Genomic DNA, 18,710 nt, shown 5'->3' with positions numbered 1-18,710 from the left:
GGATTTGGGCGCGGCCCTCTCTCGCAGGAGTGTAGACATGGAAAAGTTTGAAAAAGTCCACGGGGTGGCCGCCCCAATGCCATTGATCAATATCGACACCGATATGATCATCCCCAAAGTACACCTGAAAACAATCAAACGGTCCGGCCTGGGCGTCGTTCTGTTTGACGAGATGCGCTATCACGATCATGGCGGAGAAAACGAAGAGTTCGTTCTGAACAAGCCAGCATATCGCAACACCGAGATTCTGGTCGCTGGCGACAATTTCGGCTGCGGTTCGTCGCGTGAACATGCGCCTTGGGCGATCAAGGATTTTGGCATCAAGGTTGTGATCTCGACCAGCTTTGCCGACATCTTTTTCAACAACTGCTTCAAGAACGGCATCCTGCCTATCGTTGTTGAAGAAGAGCATCACGCCGTTCTCATGGAAGACGCACACAAGGGTGAAAACGCCCGCATGACCGTGCATCTCGAAGATCAGACGATCACCACCTCGGATGGCGTGGAAATCGCGTTCGACATCGACCCGCACCGCAAGCATTGCCTGCTGAACGGTTTGGACGATATCGGGCTGACGATGGAAAAGGATCATCACATCGACAAGTTCGAGGAACATGCGAGTCAGGCACGGCCTTGGGTCTAGGCTCAGAGTGATTCTGTGCGAATCAACTTAAAGGGGTGCAGTAGCACCCCTTATTAAATTTATAGGTGCATCAAGCTCAGCAACCACAACATGTAGCGTGTGGATTAAGATACACGTCGAATTTGCGTCGGAAATGATGCAAAGCCGCACCAGTTTCGCCATCTTTTTGCCCTAAACGACATGTTTTCTGCAGCTTGGCTTGAGCAGTCAGTTCAATGCCGCCACTGTTGATCCGAATGAGGCATCGGTCAAAGAAGAGCGGCTGGCACAAGTTGGAAATAGGTCGGCGTAGAATCGACTAATCCGGTTTGAAAAAGGGTACGGATAGTGATTGCACGCACGATGGGAGCGGCAATTCGGGGATTATTGGTGGCGCTCATGGTGCTCACCCCTGCGTTGTATCTTCCGGTTTCGACGCTGAACGGCACCGAGATCGTCGTTTTCTTGGCGATTCTGGCCTTTATTCTGACCTTCTCCGAGTACAACTCGGCGTTCCCAAGCTTCATTGAATTCCGTGACGCGCCGCCGGTGAACCGCCTGCGCTTTGTCGGGCTCACCTCAATGGTGACGTTCCTGACGCTGATCTGCAAGGACATGTACAGCCCGACCGAATTGACAAATCTGTTTTACGCGATGGGGCTCGCGGTCGCCAACGTGGCTGATTTCCCCTATTCGCCGGTGCGTTTGGTTGTTCTCGTGCTGCCCAACGACGCAAGTGTCGCGCTGATCGAACTTGTCCGGATCTGTGCCAGTATCGCCTATGTCGCAGCACTGGTCACAATCGCCAGCTTCTTCTACGCGGTGAAAATGCGCGGCTGGCCGACCGGAAACGGCGCTTTCAATGTCTGGACCAACCTGCCGCTGTTTGATCCCACCAAAGGCGTTGATGTGGTCACACGTTTGCAGCGCGACGGACGTCTGAACATCTCAATCGGTATTTTGCTGCCCTTCCTGATCCCTGCGATGATCAAGCTGCTTTCGTCTTTCGTCATGCCGATCAGCCTGGCCAATCCCCAGACGCTGATCTGGACGCTAAGCGCTTGGGCCTTTCTTCCTGCCAGTATGATCATGCGGGGCATGGCCACGTTGCGCATCGCCGCTCTGATCGTAGACAAGCGGCGCGCCTACACCACATCCGAGACCACTCAAACCGCATGATCCGCAGCCTTACCCTGCTGCTTTTGCCATTTGCGGCACAGGCAGAGGCGATCCGGGTTGCCAGTTTCAACACCGAGCTCAGCCGGGAAGGACCGGGCCTGTTGCTGAAAGACATCCAGCGGCAGGATCCCCAAGTTGCGGCTATTGTCGCGGTTCTTGTGGAAACCAGACCCGACGTCGTCGCACTGCAGAGCATCGATTGGGATCTGGACGGGCTGGCGGTACAAGCCCTGATTGATGCGCTCGGCTCAGATGGCCTGTCCTATCCGCATTGGTTCAGCGCGCAGCCCAATTCCGGGATGGCGACCGATCTGGACATGGATGGCGACGGGCGTATGCAGCAGCCCGGGGATGCACAAGGATGGGGGCGGTTTACCGGAAACGGAGGGCTGGCCGTCCTGTCGCGCCACCCGATCCAAACCGAAGACATCCGCGATTTCTCGGACCTGTTGTGGAAGGATCTTCCCGGCGCGACCCTGCCAACGCAAGATGGGATGCCCTTTCCTTCGGCCCAAGCACAGGAAATACAACGCCTGTCTTCTTCCGCCCATTGGATCGTACCGATTGACACGCCATTGGGGCGGATCAATCTTTTGACCTACCATGCCACACCGCCGGTTTTTGACGGCCCCGAAGATCGCAACGGGCTGCGCAATCGTGACGAAACCCGGCTGTGGTCGCTGCTGTTGGACGGAGAATTCGGGGAGCCGCCCACAGTTCCGTTTGTGATCGCGGGTGATGCCAATCTGGACCCGAACGCAGGAGATGGCCACAGACAGGCCATGCGCGATCTGTTGGAGCACCCCAAGCTGCAAGACCCTCTGCCCACAACGCCCGAGGGCGACATCGCCACTGTCGAGTGGAAAGCGGTCGGAGAGATGCGTGTGGATTATGTGCTGCCATCCACCGACTGGACCGTTCTGGATGCGGGTGTTCACTGGCCCGCACCAGACACCGCCCCCGGTGACGCGGCAAGGGCAGCCAGTCGCCATCGGCTTGTTTGGGTTGATCTGACCAAATAGCGCTTTTGAGCCTCAAGGCACAAAATAGGCCGGGCAAGGATACCCCTGCCCGGCCATATCATTGCGTTCGAACCGGCTTAGGCCAGCAAATCGAACCGGTCGTTCATCATGACCTTGTCCCAGGCGGCCACAAAGTCACGCACGAACTTCTCAGCATTGTCGTCCTGAGCATAGACCTCGGCATAGGCTCGCAGAATCGAGTTCGAGCCGAACACCAGATCCGCGCTGGTTGCGGTGAACTTGACCTCACCAGAAGCGCGGTCTTTCAACTCATAGGTGCCATCGTCAGCAGGCGCCCAGGCCAGATCCATATCGGTCAGGTTGACGAAGAAGTCTGTCGTCAGCTGGCCCACACGATCCGTAAAGACACCGTGCTGCGAACCGCCATGGTTTGCACCCAGAACCCGCAGGCCGCCGACCAGTACGGTCATTTCGGATGCGGTCAGACCCAGCAACTGTGCGCGGTCCAGCATCATCGCTTCGGGCGATACAGCGTAGGGCTTGAGCTGCCAGTTGCGGAACCCGTCTGCGAGCGGCTCCAGCACCGAGAAGCTGTCCGCATCGGTTTGCTCATCGGTCGCGTCACCACGACCCGGTGCAAACGGAACCTCTACGTCGAACCCGGCTGCCTTGATCGACTGTTCAAGACCGGCATTACCGGCCAGAACGATCACATCAGCAATCGATGCGCCGCTTTCGGCAGCAATCGGCTCCAGGACACCCAGAACCTTGGCCAGACGCTCGGGCTCGTTTCCGGCCCAGTCCTTCTGCGGCGCCAGGCGGATGCGGGCACCATTGGCCCCGCCGCGATTGTCCGAGCCACGGAAAGTCCGCGCGCTGTCCCAGGCGGTGGTGATCATCTCGACCGCGCTCAACCCGCTGGCCGCAATCTTGGCTTTGACCGCATCCACGTCATAATCGGTTGCACCAGCCGGGATCGGATCCTGCCAGATCAGATCTTCTGCCGGAACGTCCGGGCCATAATAGTTCGCCCGAGGGCCCATGTCGCGGTGGGTCAGCTTGAACCAGGCGCGGGCAAAGGTATCGGCGAAATAGTCGGGATCAGCGATGAACTTTTGGCAGATCTCATTGTAGATCGGGTCAACCTTCATCGCCATATCGGCATCGGTCATCACAGGCATGCGGCGTACCGACGGATCGGTGGGATCAACCGGCTTTTCGTCTTCTGGCATATCAATCGGCTGCCACTGATGTGCACCCGCCGGGGACTTGCCCAGCTCCCACTCATAGCCAAACAGATAGTCGAAATAGCCCATATCCCATTTCAGCGGCTCTTTGGTCCAAGCGCCTTCGATACCCGAGGTGAAAGCGTTGGTTGCTTTACCATGCTGATCGGGGTTGGACCAACCCAGGCCCTGCCCTGTAACTGGGCAGCCCTCGGGCTCGGCGCCGATATTGTCGCCGGCCATCGCGCCGTGCGCTTTACCGACAGTATGACCGCCGCAGGTCAAGGCTGCGGTCTCTTCGTCATTCATCGCCATCCGACCAAAAGTCTCGCGGATGTGCAAAGCGGTTTTGGCGGGATCGGGGTTGCCGTTGACACCTTCGGGGTTCACATAGATCAGGCCCATATGGACCGCGCCCAGCGGGTTTTCCAGCGTTTCGGGCGTTTCCAGATCGCCATAACGGTTCTCGGACGGGGCCAGCCACTGGCTTTCCGATCCCCAATAGACGTCTTTCTCAGGACCCCAGATATCTTCGCGACCGAAACCAAACCCAAATGTCTTCAAGCCCATCGACTCGTAAGCCATCGTGCCCGACAGCAAGATCAGGTCAGCCCACGACAGTGCGTTTCCGTATTTCTTTTTGACCGGCCACAACAGGCGGCGGGCTTTGTCCAGGCTGGCGTTGTCCGGCCATGAGTTCAAAGGCGCGAAGCGGATGTTGCCCTTACCACCGCCACCACGGCCGTCACCCAACCGGTAAGACCCGGCAGAGTGCCAGGCCAAACGAACCATCAGACCACCATAGTGACCCCAGTCCGCAGGCCACCAATCTTTGCTTTCGGTCAGAACCTTTTCGACATCAGCGCGAACAGCGGCGAAATCCAAGCCTTTGACCGCATCGCGGTGATTGTAATCCGCATCCATTGGATTGGTGCGCGTGTCATGCTGCGCCAGAATGTCGAGGTTCAAAGCATCCGGCCACCATTTGGTAACGGAATTGTCCATACCGGTGTTTCCACCATGCATGACCGGGCAACCACCTGTTTTGTGGTTTGTCGGATTTCCATCCATCTGAATTCTCCTGAGTCGTGTCTGAGGGGCTTATGGGCAAAACTTAGAACGTTTCTACTATAAATTCCAATTGGAACTTCTAATAGTTTTGATAATCTCTAGCTATGAAAAGCCTGACCCTGAAACACCTTCGATATTTCACCGCATTGGCCTCTCATGGGCATTTCGGGCGCGCGGCTGATGCCTGTTCAATCTCGCAACCCGCACTGTCCGTTCAGATCAAAGAAATGGAGGCAATCATGGGCCGCCCCCTGGTCGAACGTGCTGCGCGCGAGATCCGCCTGACCTCGTTTGGTGAGGATATATTGGAACGGGCGCAGGATATTTTGGAACGCGTGGACGACCTGGGAAACCTGTCGCGCAGGGCAGCTGCGCCCTTTTCTGGGCGCTTGCGGATCGGGATGATCCCGACCATCGCGCCCTATTTGCTACCGACAGTCATTCAGGCACTGGCGGCCCGATTCCCGAATCTGACACTGGAACCCAAAGAGACGGTAACCGAGACACTGCTTAGCGAAATGACCGCGTCGAAACTGGACCTGGCCATCGTCGCGCTTCCGATCTCGGAACCCACGTTGCAGGAATTTGCGCTGTTCGAAGAAGAGTTTCTGTTGGTCCGCTCCGCCAGGGATGCTGGCAACCCGATCCCCAGCCCGTCGCAACTGTCTGCCATGGATCTGCTGCTGCTAGAGGAAGGGCACTGTTTCCGCGATCAAGCTTTGTCGTTTTGCGACCCGGCAAATGCCCGACCCAAGCAGATCATGGAGGGCAGTTCGCTTTCGACACTGGTGCAAATGGTGGGCGCCGGGATCGGCATCACTTTGATCCCCGAAATGGCGCTGTCGCTGGAAATCCGCTCGGCCGAGGTGTCCGTGGCCCGATTTCCTTCTCCGGCACCGTCGCGCAGTGTGGGACTAATCTGGCGCAAAAGCAGCCCGCTCAGCGCCGAGATCCTGCAGATCGGGGCGGTCATCCGCAAAACGGCCGAGGCACATCTTGCCTTGCATGCCGATCAAAGCGGCTGGGCGCGGAGCCTGTAACAGAGTCGGGCCATGCCAAACCAAAGCGGCGATGCGCATGACGCTCTGTTCAGCGCATCGCCGGGAATTTGGCGTTACAACGCGCCGGTATAGGTGCCGCGCGGCGGGTAATTGTTGTTCTGTGTGAATTTCAGACCACCAATAATATCTGACATCGCAGGACGCCCGAACGGGGTGGTTTGCTGCCAAGCGTAATAAAGCGTCCGGTCCGGAGCCACGTAGAAATGGCCGGGTTCGGCAAAGAAGTCCGGTTCGGCGCTGCCTTCGCGCGCGGTTGAGATCTGCAAGCCCCAGGCGTCGCGTGCTTCAGACATTGGCAGACCATGCCCAACCCGCAGACGCGAGACTCCTGCTTTTTCGACTGCCTCTGCGGTTCGCTCGGCAGTATCTGTGGTGATCATGATCACTTCGATCCCAAGTTCGGCGAACTCATCCAGCACCCCTTCGACTTCGGCCATTTGCTTTAGACAAATGGGGCAATGCAACCCGCGGTATTGAATCACCAACGTTCCATTTTCGCCCTTGTCGGCATCCAGATCGAAGCTGCCATGAGCGACAGTATCGATTTTCAACGCGGGAACCGGATTTCCAGATGTCAGCATGTGTTTTCCTTATGGATTGAAGGGCCATCTCATTGACCCGATGCGCCGCAAACGCTAGGGCCTGTGCAACGAAACGCAAGGAGATCCTTCATGTCCAACCCTTCGCTCCTTATCCTGCCCGGAGACGGAATTGGCCCGGAAGTTATGGCCGAAGTGCGCAGAATCATCGATTGGTTCGGTGCGAACCGGGACCTTCACTTTGACGTGAGCGAGGATCTGGTAGGCGGTGCGGCTTACGACGCCCATGGCAAACCGCTTTCGGATGAAACCATGGCCAAAGCGCAAGCGGCAGATGCCGTTCTGCTGGGCGCTGTTGGTGGCCCGAAATACGACGATCTGGATTTCAGCCTGAAACCCGAACGCGGGCTGCTGCGATTGCGCAAGGAAATGGATCTGTATTCCAACCTGCGCCCGGCACAATGCTTCGACGCACTGGCGGATTTTTCGTCGCTGAAAAAGGATATCGTGGCCGGCCTCGACATCATGATCGTGCGCGAACTGACCTCGGGCGTCTATTTCGGTGAGCCGCGGGGCATTTTCGAAGAAGGCAACGAGCGCGTGGGGATCAACACCCAACGCTATACCGAATCCGAGATCGAACGCGCTGCGCGCTCAGCGTTTGAACTGGCGATGCGCCGGAACAAAAAGCTGTGCTCGATGGAGAAAGCCAACGTCATGGAATCGGGCATCCTCTGGCGCGAGGTCGTGGATCGTGTGGCAAAGGACTATCCCGAGGTTGAAGTGACGCATATGTATGCCGACAACGGCGCGATGCAGCTGGTGCGGGCTCCGAAACAGTTTGACGTCATCGTGACCGATAACCTGTTCGGCGATATTCTGTCCGACTGTGCCGCGATGCTGACCGGGTCGCTGGGTATGCTGCCCTCGGCCAGCCTGGGTGCACCGATGGAGAATGGTCGCCCCAAGGCCATGTATGAACCCGTCCACGGCTCGGCCCCCGACATCGCGGGTCAGGGCAAGGCCAACCCGATCGCCTGTATCCTCAGCTTCGCCATGGCGCTGCGCTACAGCTTTGACCAAGGCGCCGAAGCTGACCGCCTGGAAGCTGCGATTGAAAAGGTTCTGGCTGACGGCGTTCGCACCGGAGATCTGCTGGCAGACGAAGGTGTCACACCCGTCTCGACAACAGAAATGGGCGACGCGATTCTGAAAGCGCTGGACGAAAGCCTCTGAACGTAAAAGGACCCCACCGATCGACAGATAGGTGGGGTCTTTGCTCCTTAGGATCGTTTGTCGAAAACCGACGTCGGACCCAATCAGTTCCCAAAAATACTGTTCAACAGGTTGTTGATGTCCTGCGCGAAACCGCCTTGCTGGCGGCGCTGTTGTCGTTGCGGCTGAGCCGTTTGAACCGGAGGTTCGGGTGCTGACATGGGCAAAGGAGTCGGTGTCATCCCATCGGTGATACGCAACATGGTTTCGCGCCAGATCTCGGCGGGCAGACCGCCGCCTGTGACGCCTGACAGCGGCGTGTTGTCATCATAGCCCATCCAGACACCGGCCACGTAATCTGCGGTAAACCCGATGAACCAGGCATCCCGCGCGGCCTGTGTGGTGCCGGTTTTGCCCGCAACCTGCCAACCCGGCAATTTGGCGCGACCGCCGGTGCCTTCCGACACCACGCGTTCCATCATCCAGGTGAGTTCGCGGGCAGCCTTGTCATTGATCACCCGTTCACCGATCCCTGTTGTGGTCACCATGACGGGGGTTTCGTCCCCCAGCAGCTTCAATTCGGTCAGACCATAAGGTTCAACCGCAGACCCGCCGTTCAAGATACCGGCATAGGCGCCCGTCATCTCGATCAGCGTGCTTTCCGACGCACCCAGCGCCAACGCTGGTCCCTGGGCCAGATCGCTGGCGATGCCAAATCCACTGGCCACGGTGCGCACATTCTCAAGCCCCGAAATCTCGGCCACTTTTACCGCTGGAATGTTCAAAGAGTTCATCAGCGCATCCGCCAGCGTCACGCGGCCGTAGAACTTGTTGGTATAGTTCTTGGGGCACCACTGGCCCGAGCCGGGGATGTCGACGCAATAGGGCTCGTCCATCACGGTATCCAGAGGCGAATAGCCCAGTTCAAGAGCCGTGGCATAAACAAACGGTTTGAACGAAGACCCGGTCTGGCGCAGCGCCTGGGTGGCACGGTTGAATGCGCCGGAAACGCGGGTCTTGCGCCCGCCGACCATTGCCCGAACCGCACCATCGGCAGACATCACCACGATCGCGGCCTGCGCTTTGGAGCCCTCGCGCACCTTTTCCTCAAAGATGTATTTCAACGCGTCTTCTGCCGAACTTTGCAAGCGTTGGTCCAGCGTTGTGCGGATCACCACATCTTCGGTGGTGTTGCGCGTGAAGAACTCGGGCCCGCTGGCCATAACCCAATCGGCGAAATACCCGCCCGCCCGCGCCGCCGCGGCCTCGGACAGTTGCGCCGGACGGCTGCGCGCCTCGCTGGCCTGCGCTGCGGACAGATAACCCTGTTCCTCCATCAGCCCAACTACCAGCCGCGCCCGATCCTGCGAGCGTTGCAGATTGTTCGTTGGCGCAAACCGCGTCGGTGCCACCAGCAACCCGGCCAACATGGCCGCCTCGGCAGGGGCAACTTCGGCGGCGGATTTGCCGAAATACCTTTGGCTCGCAGCTTCGAACCCGCGCGCGCCCGAGCCCAGATAGGCCCGGTTCAGATAAATCGTCAGAATCTCGTCCTTGGAGTACTTGACCTCCATCGCTATCGCATAGATCGCCTCTTTCGCCTTGCGCCACAAAGACCCCTGTCGGCAATCGGCCTCATACGCAGCCTCGGATTCCCATTGGTCCGGCTCATAAACCACTCCAAGGCACAGCAGCTTGGCGGTTTGTTGCGAAATCGTCGATCCACCATGGCCCGAAAGCGGCCCGCGTCCTTCTCGCAGGTTGATGCGCACCGCGCTTGCCACACCGCGGGGGCTTACCCCGAAATGACGATAAAAGCGTTTATCCTCAGTTGCGACGACCGCGTGTTTCAGATGGGGTGAGACCGTGTCAGCCGTGATAACCCCACCAAACTGGTCCCCGCGCCAGGCGAAGACCTTGCCGTCCCGGTCCAGCAGTGTCACCGAGCCCTTCGCGCGGCCATCCATCAGCGCGTCGACTTCGGGCAAAGAGGAATAGACGACACCAACAGCCAGGGCCAGCAGCAAGGCCGATACCGCTCCAACGCGCCAGGTTAGACCCCAGATCATCCGCCAAATCCAGCGGAACAGGCGTCGGAAAAAGCCACCGCCACCACCACGTTTGCGAGTGGATCGCTTGCGCGTGGTGCGCCGCGTTGTCGTTTTTCGCGCTGTCGCCTTCTTACCCGCCGGTTTCGCAACGCGCTTTTTCGCCGAAGGCTTTCGCCCCTTCGACGGATAGCGCTTGTCCGCAACCAGCGGCGACTTTCGGCGCTTGGACTCAGCCATGCTTTAACTCTGCCCGTTTTTTCTTTTGCCACACCATAGCCTGCCCTCAATGTCATGTAGAGGTGTGAAATTCGGAAATCTCCACTCTTCAATTTGACTAATATTTAATCAAACACCCCGATTTGTGCAAAAAATGTGCAACTTCTTAGGATTTTCCCAAAGGTTTCAGGCCCGGAATCGTTCCCATGGTCCTTTCGTTACGGTCTTTTTCTGCAGGTGCAAATAGGCCGGTCTAACCGGGGAAGCAGAGGGGACGAACGTGAAACTCATCATTGCGACAATCAAGCCGTTCAAGCTCGAGGAGGTGCGCGAAGCACTGACCGAAGCGGGCGTGCGCGGCATGATGGTGACTGAGATCAAGGGCTTTGGCTCGCAATCCGGTCACACCGAAATCTATCGCGGCGCTGAATACGCTGTGAATTTCGTGCCGAAGATCAAACTCGAAATCGTGGTACCCGCGACCATGGCCGACCAGATCGTCGAGACCATCACCAACACCGCCAAGACCGGCAAGATCGGCGACGGCAAGATTTTTGTCCTCGATGTCGAGCAGGCACTGCGCGTGCGGACCGGGGAAACCAACGAGGAAGCGCTGTAAAGCGCCCCGAACTCACATCATTCGAGGACTGACAATGAACCTGATGAAATCACTCATCCCTGCCGCTGCGATCGTTGCGCTGCCGCAGATGGGTCTGGCGCAAGAGGCTGCCGAGGGCGAGGCCGCGCTGCATACCCAATATATCTTTACCACCCTGCTGTTCCTGATGGCGGGTTTCCTGGTCTTCTTCATGGCGGCAGGCTTTGCCATGCTGGAAGGTGGCTTGGTGCGTTCCAAGAACGTGGCCATGCAGATGACCAAGAACATCGCGCTGTTTTCCATTGCCGCCATCATGTACTGGCTGGTCGGCTTCAACACGATGTATCCGGGCGACTTCAACGGGTTCTTTGCCCTTGGCGGTCCAACCGTGCTTGATCCGGTTGGTGTTGACCCTGCCGAGGCTGCTCTGGACTACGCTTCGATCGGCTCGGACTTTTTCTTCCAGCTGGTCTTTGTCGCTGCAACCGCGTCGATCGTATCGGGTGCCGTGGCCGAGCGTATCAAGCTGTGGCCCTTCCTGATCTTCGTCGTTGTGCTGACAGGCATCATGTACCCGATCTCGGGCTCCTGGCAGTGGGGCGGTGGCTGGCTGTCCGAAGCTGGCTTCTCGGATTTCGCCGGTTCGACCATCGTGCACTCGGTCGGCGGCTGGGCGGCTCTGGCGGGCTGTCTGATCCTTGGCCCGCGTATCGGCAAGTACAAAGACGGCAAAGTACACCCGATGCCCGGTTCGAATCTGGCACTGGCCACACTGGGTACATTCATCCTGTGGCTGGGGTGGTTCGGCTTCAACGGCGGCTCGCAGCTGGCGATGGGCACCGTGGGTGACGTATCCGACGTGTCGCGCATCTTTGCCAACACCAACATGGCCGCCGCATCCGGTGCTGTTGCAGCCCTGCTGATGACCCAGATCATGTACAAAAAGCCTGACCTCACCATGGTGCTGAACGGCGCTCTGGCTGGCCTGGTGTCGATCACAGCTGAACCGCTTGCCCCGACCCTGTTCGGTGCACTGTGGATCGGAGCTGTGGGCGGTATCATCGTGGTCCTCGCGGTCCCGATGCTGGACAAGTTCAAGATCGACGACGTTGTGGGCGCGATCCCGGTTCACCTGTGTGCCGGTATCTGGGGCACCATCGCCGTGATCTTCTATGGCGAAGCCAGCCTGGTTACGCAGCTGACCGGTATCGTTGCATACGGTGTCTTCACCTTTGTCGGCGCACTGATCCTGTGGACCATCCTGAAGGCCACAATGGGCATCCGCGTCAGCGAAGAGGACGAGATCAACGGTCTGGATATGGCAGAGCTGGGTATGGAAGCCTACCCCGAGTTCTCCAAAGGCTAAGAGCTGATCCATCAAGATCCGAAAGCCGGGCGTTCGCGCCCGGCTTTTTTGTGTTTGATACAATACTGCTGCTTGACCGGATCAGCAGTCCGCGACATCTCAGAAGTACCGCGATTGTGCGGGTTCGGGAGGTCTGGGTGAAAACAATCGGTATTCTCGGCGGCATGTCCGCTGCCTCGACACAAATCTACTATCGCCTGCTCTGCGATCTGACCCGGCAGCGTCTTGGCGGTCTGCATTCCCCTCAGCTTTTGATCCGGTCACTGGATTTCGCTGAAATTGCGGTTCTGCAAAGCAAGGGCGACTGGGACGGCGCCGGTAACATTCTGAATCGCGAAGCCCAGGCACTGGAACGGGGTGGTGCAGATCTTCTGGTGCTTGCAACCAACACGATGCACAAGCTGGCCGATCAGATGATGGACAGCGTTTCCATTCCCTTTGTGCATATTGCCGACGCCACAGCGGACGCTATCCAATCCGCGGGCCTGACGTCTCCTGGCCTGATGGCAACGGCCTTCACAATGCAACAGAGTTTTTACACCGATCGTCTGCATGCGGCTGGGTTGACGCCTGTTTTGCCCACCGAAGCCGATCAAAACACCACGCACCGCATCATTTACGAAGAGCTGTGCAAAGACATTGTTACAGAGGACAGCAAAACCGCCTATGTCGAGATTGCGCAACGTCTGTCTGACGCCGGAGCAGACAGCCTGATCCTTGGCTGTACCGAAGTTGGAATGCTGCTGAACCCCGAAAACGTTTCCTACCCGGTTTTCGACACCACACGCATTCACTGCGCAAAGGCCTTGGAAATGGCCTTGGCCTAGGATCAGGTCTTCATCTTATCGCGACAAAAAAGGCTGCGGGTTTCGCGCAGCCTTTTGTGTTTCTCGCCAGTGTCTCAGACGCCAACGTCGACGATCGCCTGCGCCAGTATCGGCACGGTATTTGCGTTCAGACCCGCTATGTTCAACCGGCTGTCGCCGACCATGTAGATACCATGTTCGTTACGCAGCTGCTCAACCAGTTCCGGGGCTGCACCGAGGCGTGAGAACATGCCGCGATGTTGGGCAACAAATCCAAACCGGTCGGACCCGCTGAGACGTTGCAGCTCATCGGCCAGTTGTTGACGCAGCCCCAGCATGGAAAGACGCACTTCTTCCAACTCAGTAGCCCAATCGGCGCGCAAGGCATCATCGTTCAGGATCGTGGTCACGACCCGTGCGCCGTGATCGGGCGGAAAGGAATAATTCTGGCGGTTGAGAAACGCCAGCGTGCCTTGACTCAGCGCTGTTTCTTCGGCTTTGTCGCTGATGGCCATCAACAGACCCGTGCGCTCACGGTAGACGCCAAAGTTCTTCGAACAGGACGCCGCGATCAGGCAGCGGCTGACGGATGAGGCCACCAGACGGGTTGCTTGCGCGTCTTCCTCCAGCCCGTCGCCAAAGCCTTGATAGGCGATGTCGATCATCGCCACGAGGCCTTGCGCGTTGATGATGTTCACAACTTCTTGCCACTGCACCATGTTCAGGTTGGCACCCGTAGGGTTGTGGCAGCATCCATGAAGCAGGACCACGTCGCCGGGCTCGGCCGTCTTCAGATCGGCAATCATACCGTCGAAATCAACGCCGCGGGTTTCGCTGTCGAAATAGCGGTATTGAACCGTCTCGATACCCAGATAGTTCAGGATCGAAAGGTGGTTGGGCCATGTCGGGTTCGACACAAATACGCGCGCAGACGCGTTGGCCATCCGGATCATCTCGAACGCCTGACGACATGCGCCGGTACCGCCGGGGGTTGCCACAGCGGCGATATTGGCGCGCGGAACCGCGCTGCCCAGGATCAGGCCGATCATTGCGTCTGCAAAAGCCGGATCACCGGCCAGACCGGTATAGGCTTTGCTGTCCTGCTCTTCCCAAATACGTTTCTCGGCGGCTTTGACCGCGCGCATCACCGGGGTCACGCCCTCGGCGTTTTTGTAGACACCAACACCCAGATCAATCTTCTGGTCTCGCGGGTCTTCGCGATACATCTGCATCAGAGCCAGGATCTTGTCGGCGGGCTGCGGTTTGAGGTTCTCGAACATCAGGTCTCTCCGGTTGCGACGGGCAGGGTCGGGAAGGCACCCCATTCCGCCCAGGAGCCGTCATAAAGCGAATGGTCTTTCTTGCCCATGCGTTCCAGCGCAAGGCTGAGGATCGCGGCGGTCACGCCCGACCCGCAAGAGGTGATGGCGGGTTTCGACAGATCAACGCCAGCAGCCTCAAAAACGGCGCGGCACGCGTCGCGCGACTTCATCGTCGCGTCCTTATTCAGCAAATCGGTAAAGGGTACGTTGCGTGACCCGGGAATATGGCCCGAACGCAACCCTTCGCGCGGCTCGGGCGTGGTACCGGCAAAACGCGCGGCGGCGCGCGCATCGATGATCTCGTGATCCGCCAGTTTGGACGCAGCCGAGACCTGAGTGACATCGCGCACCAGATGGTTTTGAACCCGCACCGTCATGTGGCGGTCGCGGATAACGGGCGGCAGATCTTCGATCTCACGCCCCTCAGCTTGCCATTTGGGCAGCCCGCCATCAAGAACAGCAATGTTCTCCTGCCCCATCAGGCGGAACAACCACCAAACCCGCGCAGCTGACATCAACCCGGCCCCGTCATAGACCACCACCTGATGCCCGTCGCCCACACCCATCGCGCGCAGCCGCGACATGAACTTTTCCACCGGAGGCGCCATATGCGGCAGGTCCGAACGGTGGTCGGATATATCGTCGATATCAAAAAACCGCGCACCCGGGATATGGCCCGCATCATATTCGGCTTTGGCGTCACGGTTCTGCGACGGCAGGTACCACGACCCATCCAAAATCCGCAGATCCGGGTCTTTCATATGAGCGGCCAGCCAATCCGTGGATACAAGGGTTTTGGGATCATCCTGCATCTTAGCATCTCCTAAGCGAGCTTGAATTTTCCCTATACCCGGCGGCATGGTGGTTCAAGGCTGGATAGCGCCTATTCTGCCGACCGGCGCAACCTGAAATGCTGCACGATCCCGACAATGCTGATCAGAATCCAGAACCCTTCGATCAGCATCGAGGCCAGATTGAAGTTGTAGACCAGCGAATAGACGATCAGCACCGAGCCCAGCAGATTCACCACCGGAAAGGCCAGATCGTCGGAGTTCATCATCCGCATCTGCGTCGCGAAATAGGCTGCAACCACGATCAGCGCCCCGAAAGAGCCGATGGCGTCCACGATAGTCAGGCTGTCAAGCAGTGCGGTCATGGGATACCCGTTCAGAAACCTCAGGGTTTTGCGCATAGTGATGCATGTTGAGGAACGCAGCCCCGTCTGCTCCGGCGCGGTAGCCATGCGGCTGATCCGCGGCAAAGCGCAGGCCCTGGCCGGTTTGCAAGGGCAGCCAGTCGCCATTGCGCAGGATTTCCAGGTGACCGCTCAGCACAAAGACCTCTTCGGTCACCCCTGCTGCATGAGGCGGCGACTCGTGGCTTTGGTTCGGAGCAAGCTGGACGTGAAAGGTTTCGGCGCCAAGTGCGGGATCAAAAGGAAAGACAATCTTGACCTCGATACTGCCGGGGAAGGTCACTGTCTGGAACACGCCCGAATTGGCCGGATCACGCAGCGCCGATGGCCCGATCAAAGCGCTCAGCGGCAATTGAAACCCTTTGGCAATCTTCCAAAGCGTCGCGATGGTCGGGCTGGATTCACCGCGTTCGATCTGGCCTAGCATCGCTTTGCTGACACCCGTCATCTCGGCCACTTTCGACAGGCTCAACCCCGATGCGGCCCGCACGTCCCGAAGTTTCAGTGTAATCTCGTCTGGTGCCATATCCCGGCCTTCCGAATCCTCTTGTGCGTTATAGCGCACATGTGATACGTGCGCTATAACGCACAATCCTTCGAACATGCAACCCGAGGCAAAAGGGAAACAGCATCATGCCATTGTACAGATCCAGAACCTCTACCCATGGCCGCAACATGGCGGGCGCGCGTGGCCTGTGGCGCGCCACTGGTATGGGCGATGACGATTTCGGCAAGCCGATCATCGCTATCGTCAACTCGTTCACCCAATTTGTCCCCGGCCACGTGCACCTGAAAGATCTGGGCCAGATGGTCGCGCGCGAGGTTGAGGCCGCAGGCGGTGTGGCCAAGGAATTCAACACGATTGCGGTGGATGACGGGATCGCCATGGGCCATGACGGTATGCTCTATTCCCTGCCCTCGCGGGAAGTGATCGCGGATTCGGTCGAATATATGGTCAACGCCCATTGTGCTGATGCGATGGTCTGTATCTCGAACTGCGACAAGATCACGCCGGGTATGTTGATGGCCGCCATGCGCCTGAACATCCCAGCGATTTTTGTCTCGGGTGGACCGATGGAGGCAGGTAAGATCGACATCGCCGATCTGGATGTCAAAAAGATCGATCTGGTCGACGCGATGGTCGCCGCAGCAGATGACAAATACACCGACGAACAGGTCAAGCATATCGAGGAAAACGCCTGCCCGACTTGCGGGTCGTGCTCGGGCATGTTCACGGCGAACTCTATGAACTGCCTGGCCGAGGCGCTGGGTCTGGCGCTGCCCGGCAACGGTTCGACCCTGGCGACTCATTCCGACCGCAAAGAGCTGTTCCTGGAGGCCGGTCGCCGCATCGTCGAGATCACCAAGCGGCATTATGAGCTGGACGAAAAAGGGTTCCTGCCCCGCGAGATCGCCACGTTTGACGCGTTTGAAAACGCAATGAGCCTGGATATCGCCATGGGTGGTTCAACCAACACGGTGCTGCATCTGCTGGCCATCGCCAGCGAGGGCGGTGTCGATTTCACCATGTCCGATATGGACCGGCTCAGCCGACAGGTTCCGTGCCTCTGCAAGGTCGCGCCCAATACCGAGAACGTACATATGGAAGACGTCCACCGCGCCGGCGGCATCTTCTCGATCCTCGGTGAACTGAGCCGCGCAGGCCTTCTGCATGAAGACTGCTGCACCGTCCATTCGGCCACCATGGGTGAGGCGATTGCCAATTGGGACATCAAGGTTGCCAACAACCCAAAGGCGCAGGATCTGTTCAAAGCCGCGCCCGGCGGTGTGCGGACAACGCAGGCCTTCAGCCAGTCGAACCGGTACAAAGAGCTGGATACAGACCGCGAAACCGGCGTGATCCGTGCGAAAGAACACGCCTTCAGCCAGGATGGTGGTCTGGCGGTTCTCTTCGGCAACATAGCGCGCGACGGCTGTATCGTAAAAACCGCAGGCGTTGATGAGAACATCCTGAAATTCACCGGCTCGGCCTATGTGTGCGAAAGCCAGGATCAGGCGGTCAATGACATCCTGACCGGCAAGGTCAAAGAGGGCGACGTGGTGGTGATCCGCTATGAGGGCCCACGCGGTGGTCCGGGGATGCAGGAAATGCTGTATCCGACGTCATACCTGAAATCCAAAGGCCTGGGCAAAGCCTGTGCCCTACTGACGGATGGGCGTTTCTCGGGGGGTACATCGGGCCTGTCGATCGGCCATGTCTCACCCGAGGCGGCCGAAGGCGGTGAGATCGGGTTGGTCAAAAACGGCGACCGGATCGAGATCGACATCCCCAACCGCACGATCCACTTGGCGGTGTCCGAGGAAGAGCTGGCCACCCGCCGCGCCGAGCAGGACGCAAAAGGCTGGGAACCGGCAGAGCCCCGCAAGCGCAAAGTGTCGACAGCGCTGAAAGCCTACGCCAAGTTGACCACCAGCGCCGCGAAAGGAGCCGTGCGTCAACTTTGAGTAAGTAACCGCTCAACAAAAACAGCCCACCTACCCGGTGGGCTGTTTTTTGTTCTGCTGTGCGGACAAAGGGGCCACCGCCAATTCAGGCCGCTTACGCACAAATCATCCTACAGCGGTTATGCCCAGCCGAGTTGCTTTAACGAGTGAACGTCATTCCAAATCTTGGTCATGTGCTTAATTTTGTCACCGTCAAACTCCATCGCATAGACGTAATCTGCCGCAACCTTATTTCCGGTCGCGGGCACTGGCCCGTCTACCGAGTGGGTTCCGTGAAACACGGCAAATGCTGTTACAACGCCACGATCTGCATCGGTCGAGAATGACTTCAACTCGTAGTGACCATCTGGGACGGGTGTCAGCAAACCCTTCATCCACTCCGCATACCCCTCCAGCGTAGGTACGTCAGCTAACGCATCTGCCTGAGCAGAGAATGTAGCGTCTTCATGGCAATAGCCTTTGCACCCTTCCCAACCCTTACCAGTCTCGCAAGCCTCAAAAAATTCTCGTGCGGTCGTTTCGATTGACATAGTTTCTCCCCCCAAGGAAGTTGATTGCTTTATTCAGCTTTTCGACAGAGCAGTGTGGCGAGTGTACACGAAAGTCGGTCGTATGCCCAAAAACTAGAGGCTACACATTGCTAACGTGCCGATGGGAAAGGTTCCAATCTGAACATTGCAAAGACCGCTTTGGGCTCGTGTAAACGTTCGCCAAATCGCGGCGAATGTCTGCTTTGCGGGGCGGTCTCAATGGATCGCCGCAACACTTCACTTTGAGAGCAAAGATGGAGTGTT

General features: G+C 58.2%; 17 protein-coding genes. 9 read left to right on the top strand and 8 right to left on the bottom strand.

Annotation, left to right across the window (positions count from 1 at the left end; genetic code table 11):
* Positions 1–37 precede the first annotated feature (37 nt).
* The 3 genes from leuD (at position 38) to GOW40_RS19135 (ending at position 2,823) form a co-directional block, all read left to right on the top strand.
* Positions 38–643, top strand: coding sequence for a 3-isopropylmalate dehydratase small subunit (gene leuD / locus GOW40_RS19145; protein ID WP_171097792.1), 606 nt, complete (start codon positions 38–40; stop codon positions 641–643).
* 342 nt (positions 644–985) lie between these two features.
* Complete coding sequence (locus tag GOW40_RS19140) at positions 986–1,801, top strand: hypothetical protein (protein ID WP_254444515.1); 816 nt, start codon at positions 986–988, stop codon at positions 1,799–1,801.
* Entirely contained in the window at positions 1,798–2,823 is a 1,026-nt protein-coding gene (locus GOW40_RS19135) for an endonuclease/exonuclease/phosphatase family protein (protein ID WP_171136456.1), read from the top strand. Before GOW40_RS19140 ends, GOW40_RS19135 begins: the two co-directional genes overlap by 4 nt.
* Positions 2,824–2,900: 77 nt before the next feature.
* Here GOW40_RS19135 and katG read toward each other — a convergent pair whose 3' ends face one another.
* Positions 2,901–5,081 (bottom strand): catalase/peroxidase HPI, encoded by a 2,181-nt coding sequence (gene katG, locus GOW40_RS19130; protein WP_171133566.1) that lies wholly within the window; start codon positions 5,079–5,081, stop codon positions 2,901–2,903.
* A gap of 104 nt (positions 5,082–5,185) precedes the next feature.
* On the opposite strand from katG, the gene GOW40_RS19125 reads away from it, so the two are divergent.
* The gene (locus GOW40_RS19125) at positions 5,186–6,121 is read left to right on the top strand and encodes a hydrogen peroxide-inducible genes activator (RefSeq protein ID WP_171133565.1); all 936 of its coding nucleotides are present in this window, start codon (positions 5,186–5,188) and stop codon (positions 6,119–6,121) included.
* 74 nt (positions 6,122–6,195) lie between these two features.
* Here GOW40_RS19125 and GOW40_RS19120 read toward each other — a convergent pair whose 3' ends face one another.
* Positions 6,196–6,723 (bottom strand): redoxin domain-containing protein, encoded by a 528-nt coding sequence (locus GOW40_RS19120; RefSeq protein ID WP_171133564.1) that lies wholly within the window; start codon positions 6,721–6,723, stop codon positions 6,196–6,198.
* A 90-nt stretch (positions 6,724–6,813) separates the two neighbouring features.
* Here GOW40_RS19120 and leuB point away from each other — a divergent pair, with 90 nt between their 5' ends.
* The gene (gene leuB, locus GOW40_RS19115) at positions 6,814–7,917 is read left to right on the top strand and encodes a 3-isopropylmalate dehydrogenase (RefSeq protein WP_171133563.1); all 1,104 of its coding nucleotides are present in this window, start codon (positions 6,814–6,816) and stop codon (positions 7,915–7,917) included.
* An 83-nt stretch (positions 7,918–8,000) separates the two neighbouring features.
* Here leuB and GOW40_RS19110 read toward each other — a convergent pair whose 3' ends face one another.
* Positions 8,001–10,184, bottom strand: a complete 2,184-nt coding sequence (locus GOW40_RS19110; RefSeq protein ID WP_171133562.1) for a transglycosylase domain-containing protein — start codon at positions 10,182–10,184, stop codon at positions 8,001–8,003.
* A gap of 259 nt (positions 10,185–10,443) precedes the next feature.
* Between GOW40_RS19110 and GOW40_RS19105 the strand changes: the two genes are divergently transcribed.
* The 3 genes from GOW40_RS19105 (at position 10,444) to GOW40_RS19095 (ending at position 12,954) form a co-directional block, all read left to right on the top strand.
* Positions 10,444–10,782: a P-II family nitrogen regulator gene (locus GOW40_RS19105; RefSeq protein ID WP_039525370.1), complete on the top strand. Its 339-nt coding sequence runs from the start codon at positions 10,444–10,446 to the stop codon at positions 10,780–10,782.
* A gap of 34 nt (positions 10,783–10,816) precedes the next feature.
* Positions 10,817–12,127, top strand: coding sequence for an ammonium transporter (locus GOW40_RS19100; RefSeq protein WP_171133561.1), 1,311 nt, complete (start codon positions 10,817–10,819; stop codon positions 12,125–12,127).
* Positions 12,128–12,264: 137 nt separating this feature from the next.
* The gene (locus tag GOW40_RS19095; RefSeq protein ID WP_171136455.1) at positions 12,265–12,954 is read left to right on the top strand and encodes an aspartate/glutamate racemase family protein; all 690 of its coding nucleotides are present in this window, start codon (positions 12,265–12,267) and stop codon (positions 12,952–12,954) included.
* A gap of 74 nt (positions 12,955–13,028) precedes the next feature.
* Here GOW40_RS19095 and GOW40_RS19090 read toward each other — a convergent pair whose 3' ends face one another.
* The 4 genes from GOW40_RS19090 to GOW40_RS19075 form a co-directional block, all read right to left on the bottom strand.
* Positions 13,029–14,213 carry an amino acid aminotransferase gene (locus tag GOW40_RS19090; protein ID WP_171133559.1) on the bottom strand — a complete coding sequence of 395 codons (1,185 nt, stop codon included), beginning with the start codon at positions 14,211–14,213 and terminating at the stop codon, positions 13,029–13,031.
* On the bottom strand, positions 14,213–15,067 hold the full coding sequence (gene sseA, locus GOW40_RS19085; RefSeq protein WP_171133558.1) for a 3-mercaptopyruvate sulfurtransferase: 855 nt from the start codon (positions 15,065–15,067) through the stop codon (positions 14,213–14,215). Before sseA ends, GOW40_RS19090 begins: the two co-directional genes overlap by 1 nt.
* 71 nt (positions 15,068–15,138) lie before the next feature.
* Positions 15,139–15,411, bottom strand: a complete 273-nt coding sequence (locus tag GOW40_RS19080) for a hypothetical protein (RefSeq protein ID WP_171133557.1) — start codon at positions 15,409–15,411, stop codon at positions 15,139–15,141.
* Positions 15,395–15,976: a helix-turn-helix domain-containing protein gene (locus GOW40_RS19075; RefSeq protein ID WP_171133556.1), complete on the bottom strand. Its 582-nt coding sequence runs from the start codon at positions 15,974–15,976 to the stop codon at positions 15,395–15,397. Before GOW40_RS19075 ends, GOW40_RS19080 begins: the two co-directional genes overlap by 17 nt.
* Positions 15,977–16,083: 107 nt before the next feature.
* Between GOW40_RS19075 and ilvD the strand changes: the two genes are divergently transcribed.
* Positions 16,084–17,916: a dihydroxy-acid dehydratase gene (ilvD, locus tag GOW40_RS19070; protein WP_171097765.1), complete on the top strand. Its 1,833-nt coding sequence runs from the start codon at positions 16,084–16,086 to the stop codon at positions 17,914–17,916.
* Between the two features lie 119 nt (positions 17,917–18,035).
* On the opposite strand, the gene GOW40_RS19065 is transcribed toward ilvD, so the two are convergent.
* Entirely contained in the window at positions 18,036–18,446 is a 411-nt protein-coding gene (locus tag GOW40_RS19065) for an ester cyclase (protein ID WP_171097763.1), read from the bottom strand.
* Between the last annotated feature and the right edge of the window lie 264 nt (positions 18,447–18,710).

Source organism: Ruegeria sp. HKCCA6707 (genome assembly GCF_013033515.1).
GTDB lineage: Bacteria > Pseudomonadota > Alphaproteobacteria > Rhodobacterales > Rhodobacteraceae > Ruegeria.
This window is presented reverse-complemented; position numbering and strand designations above follow the sequence as displayed.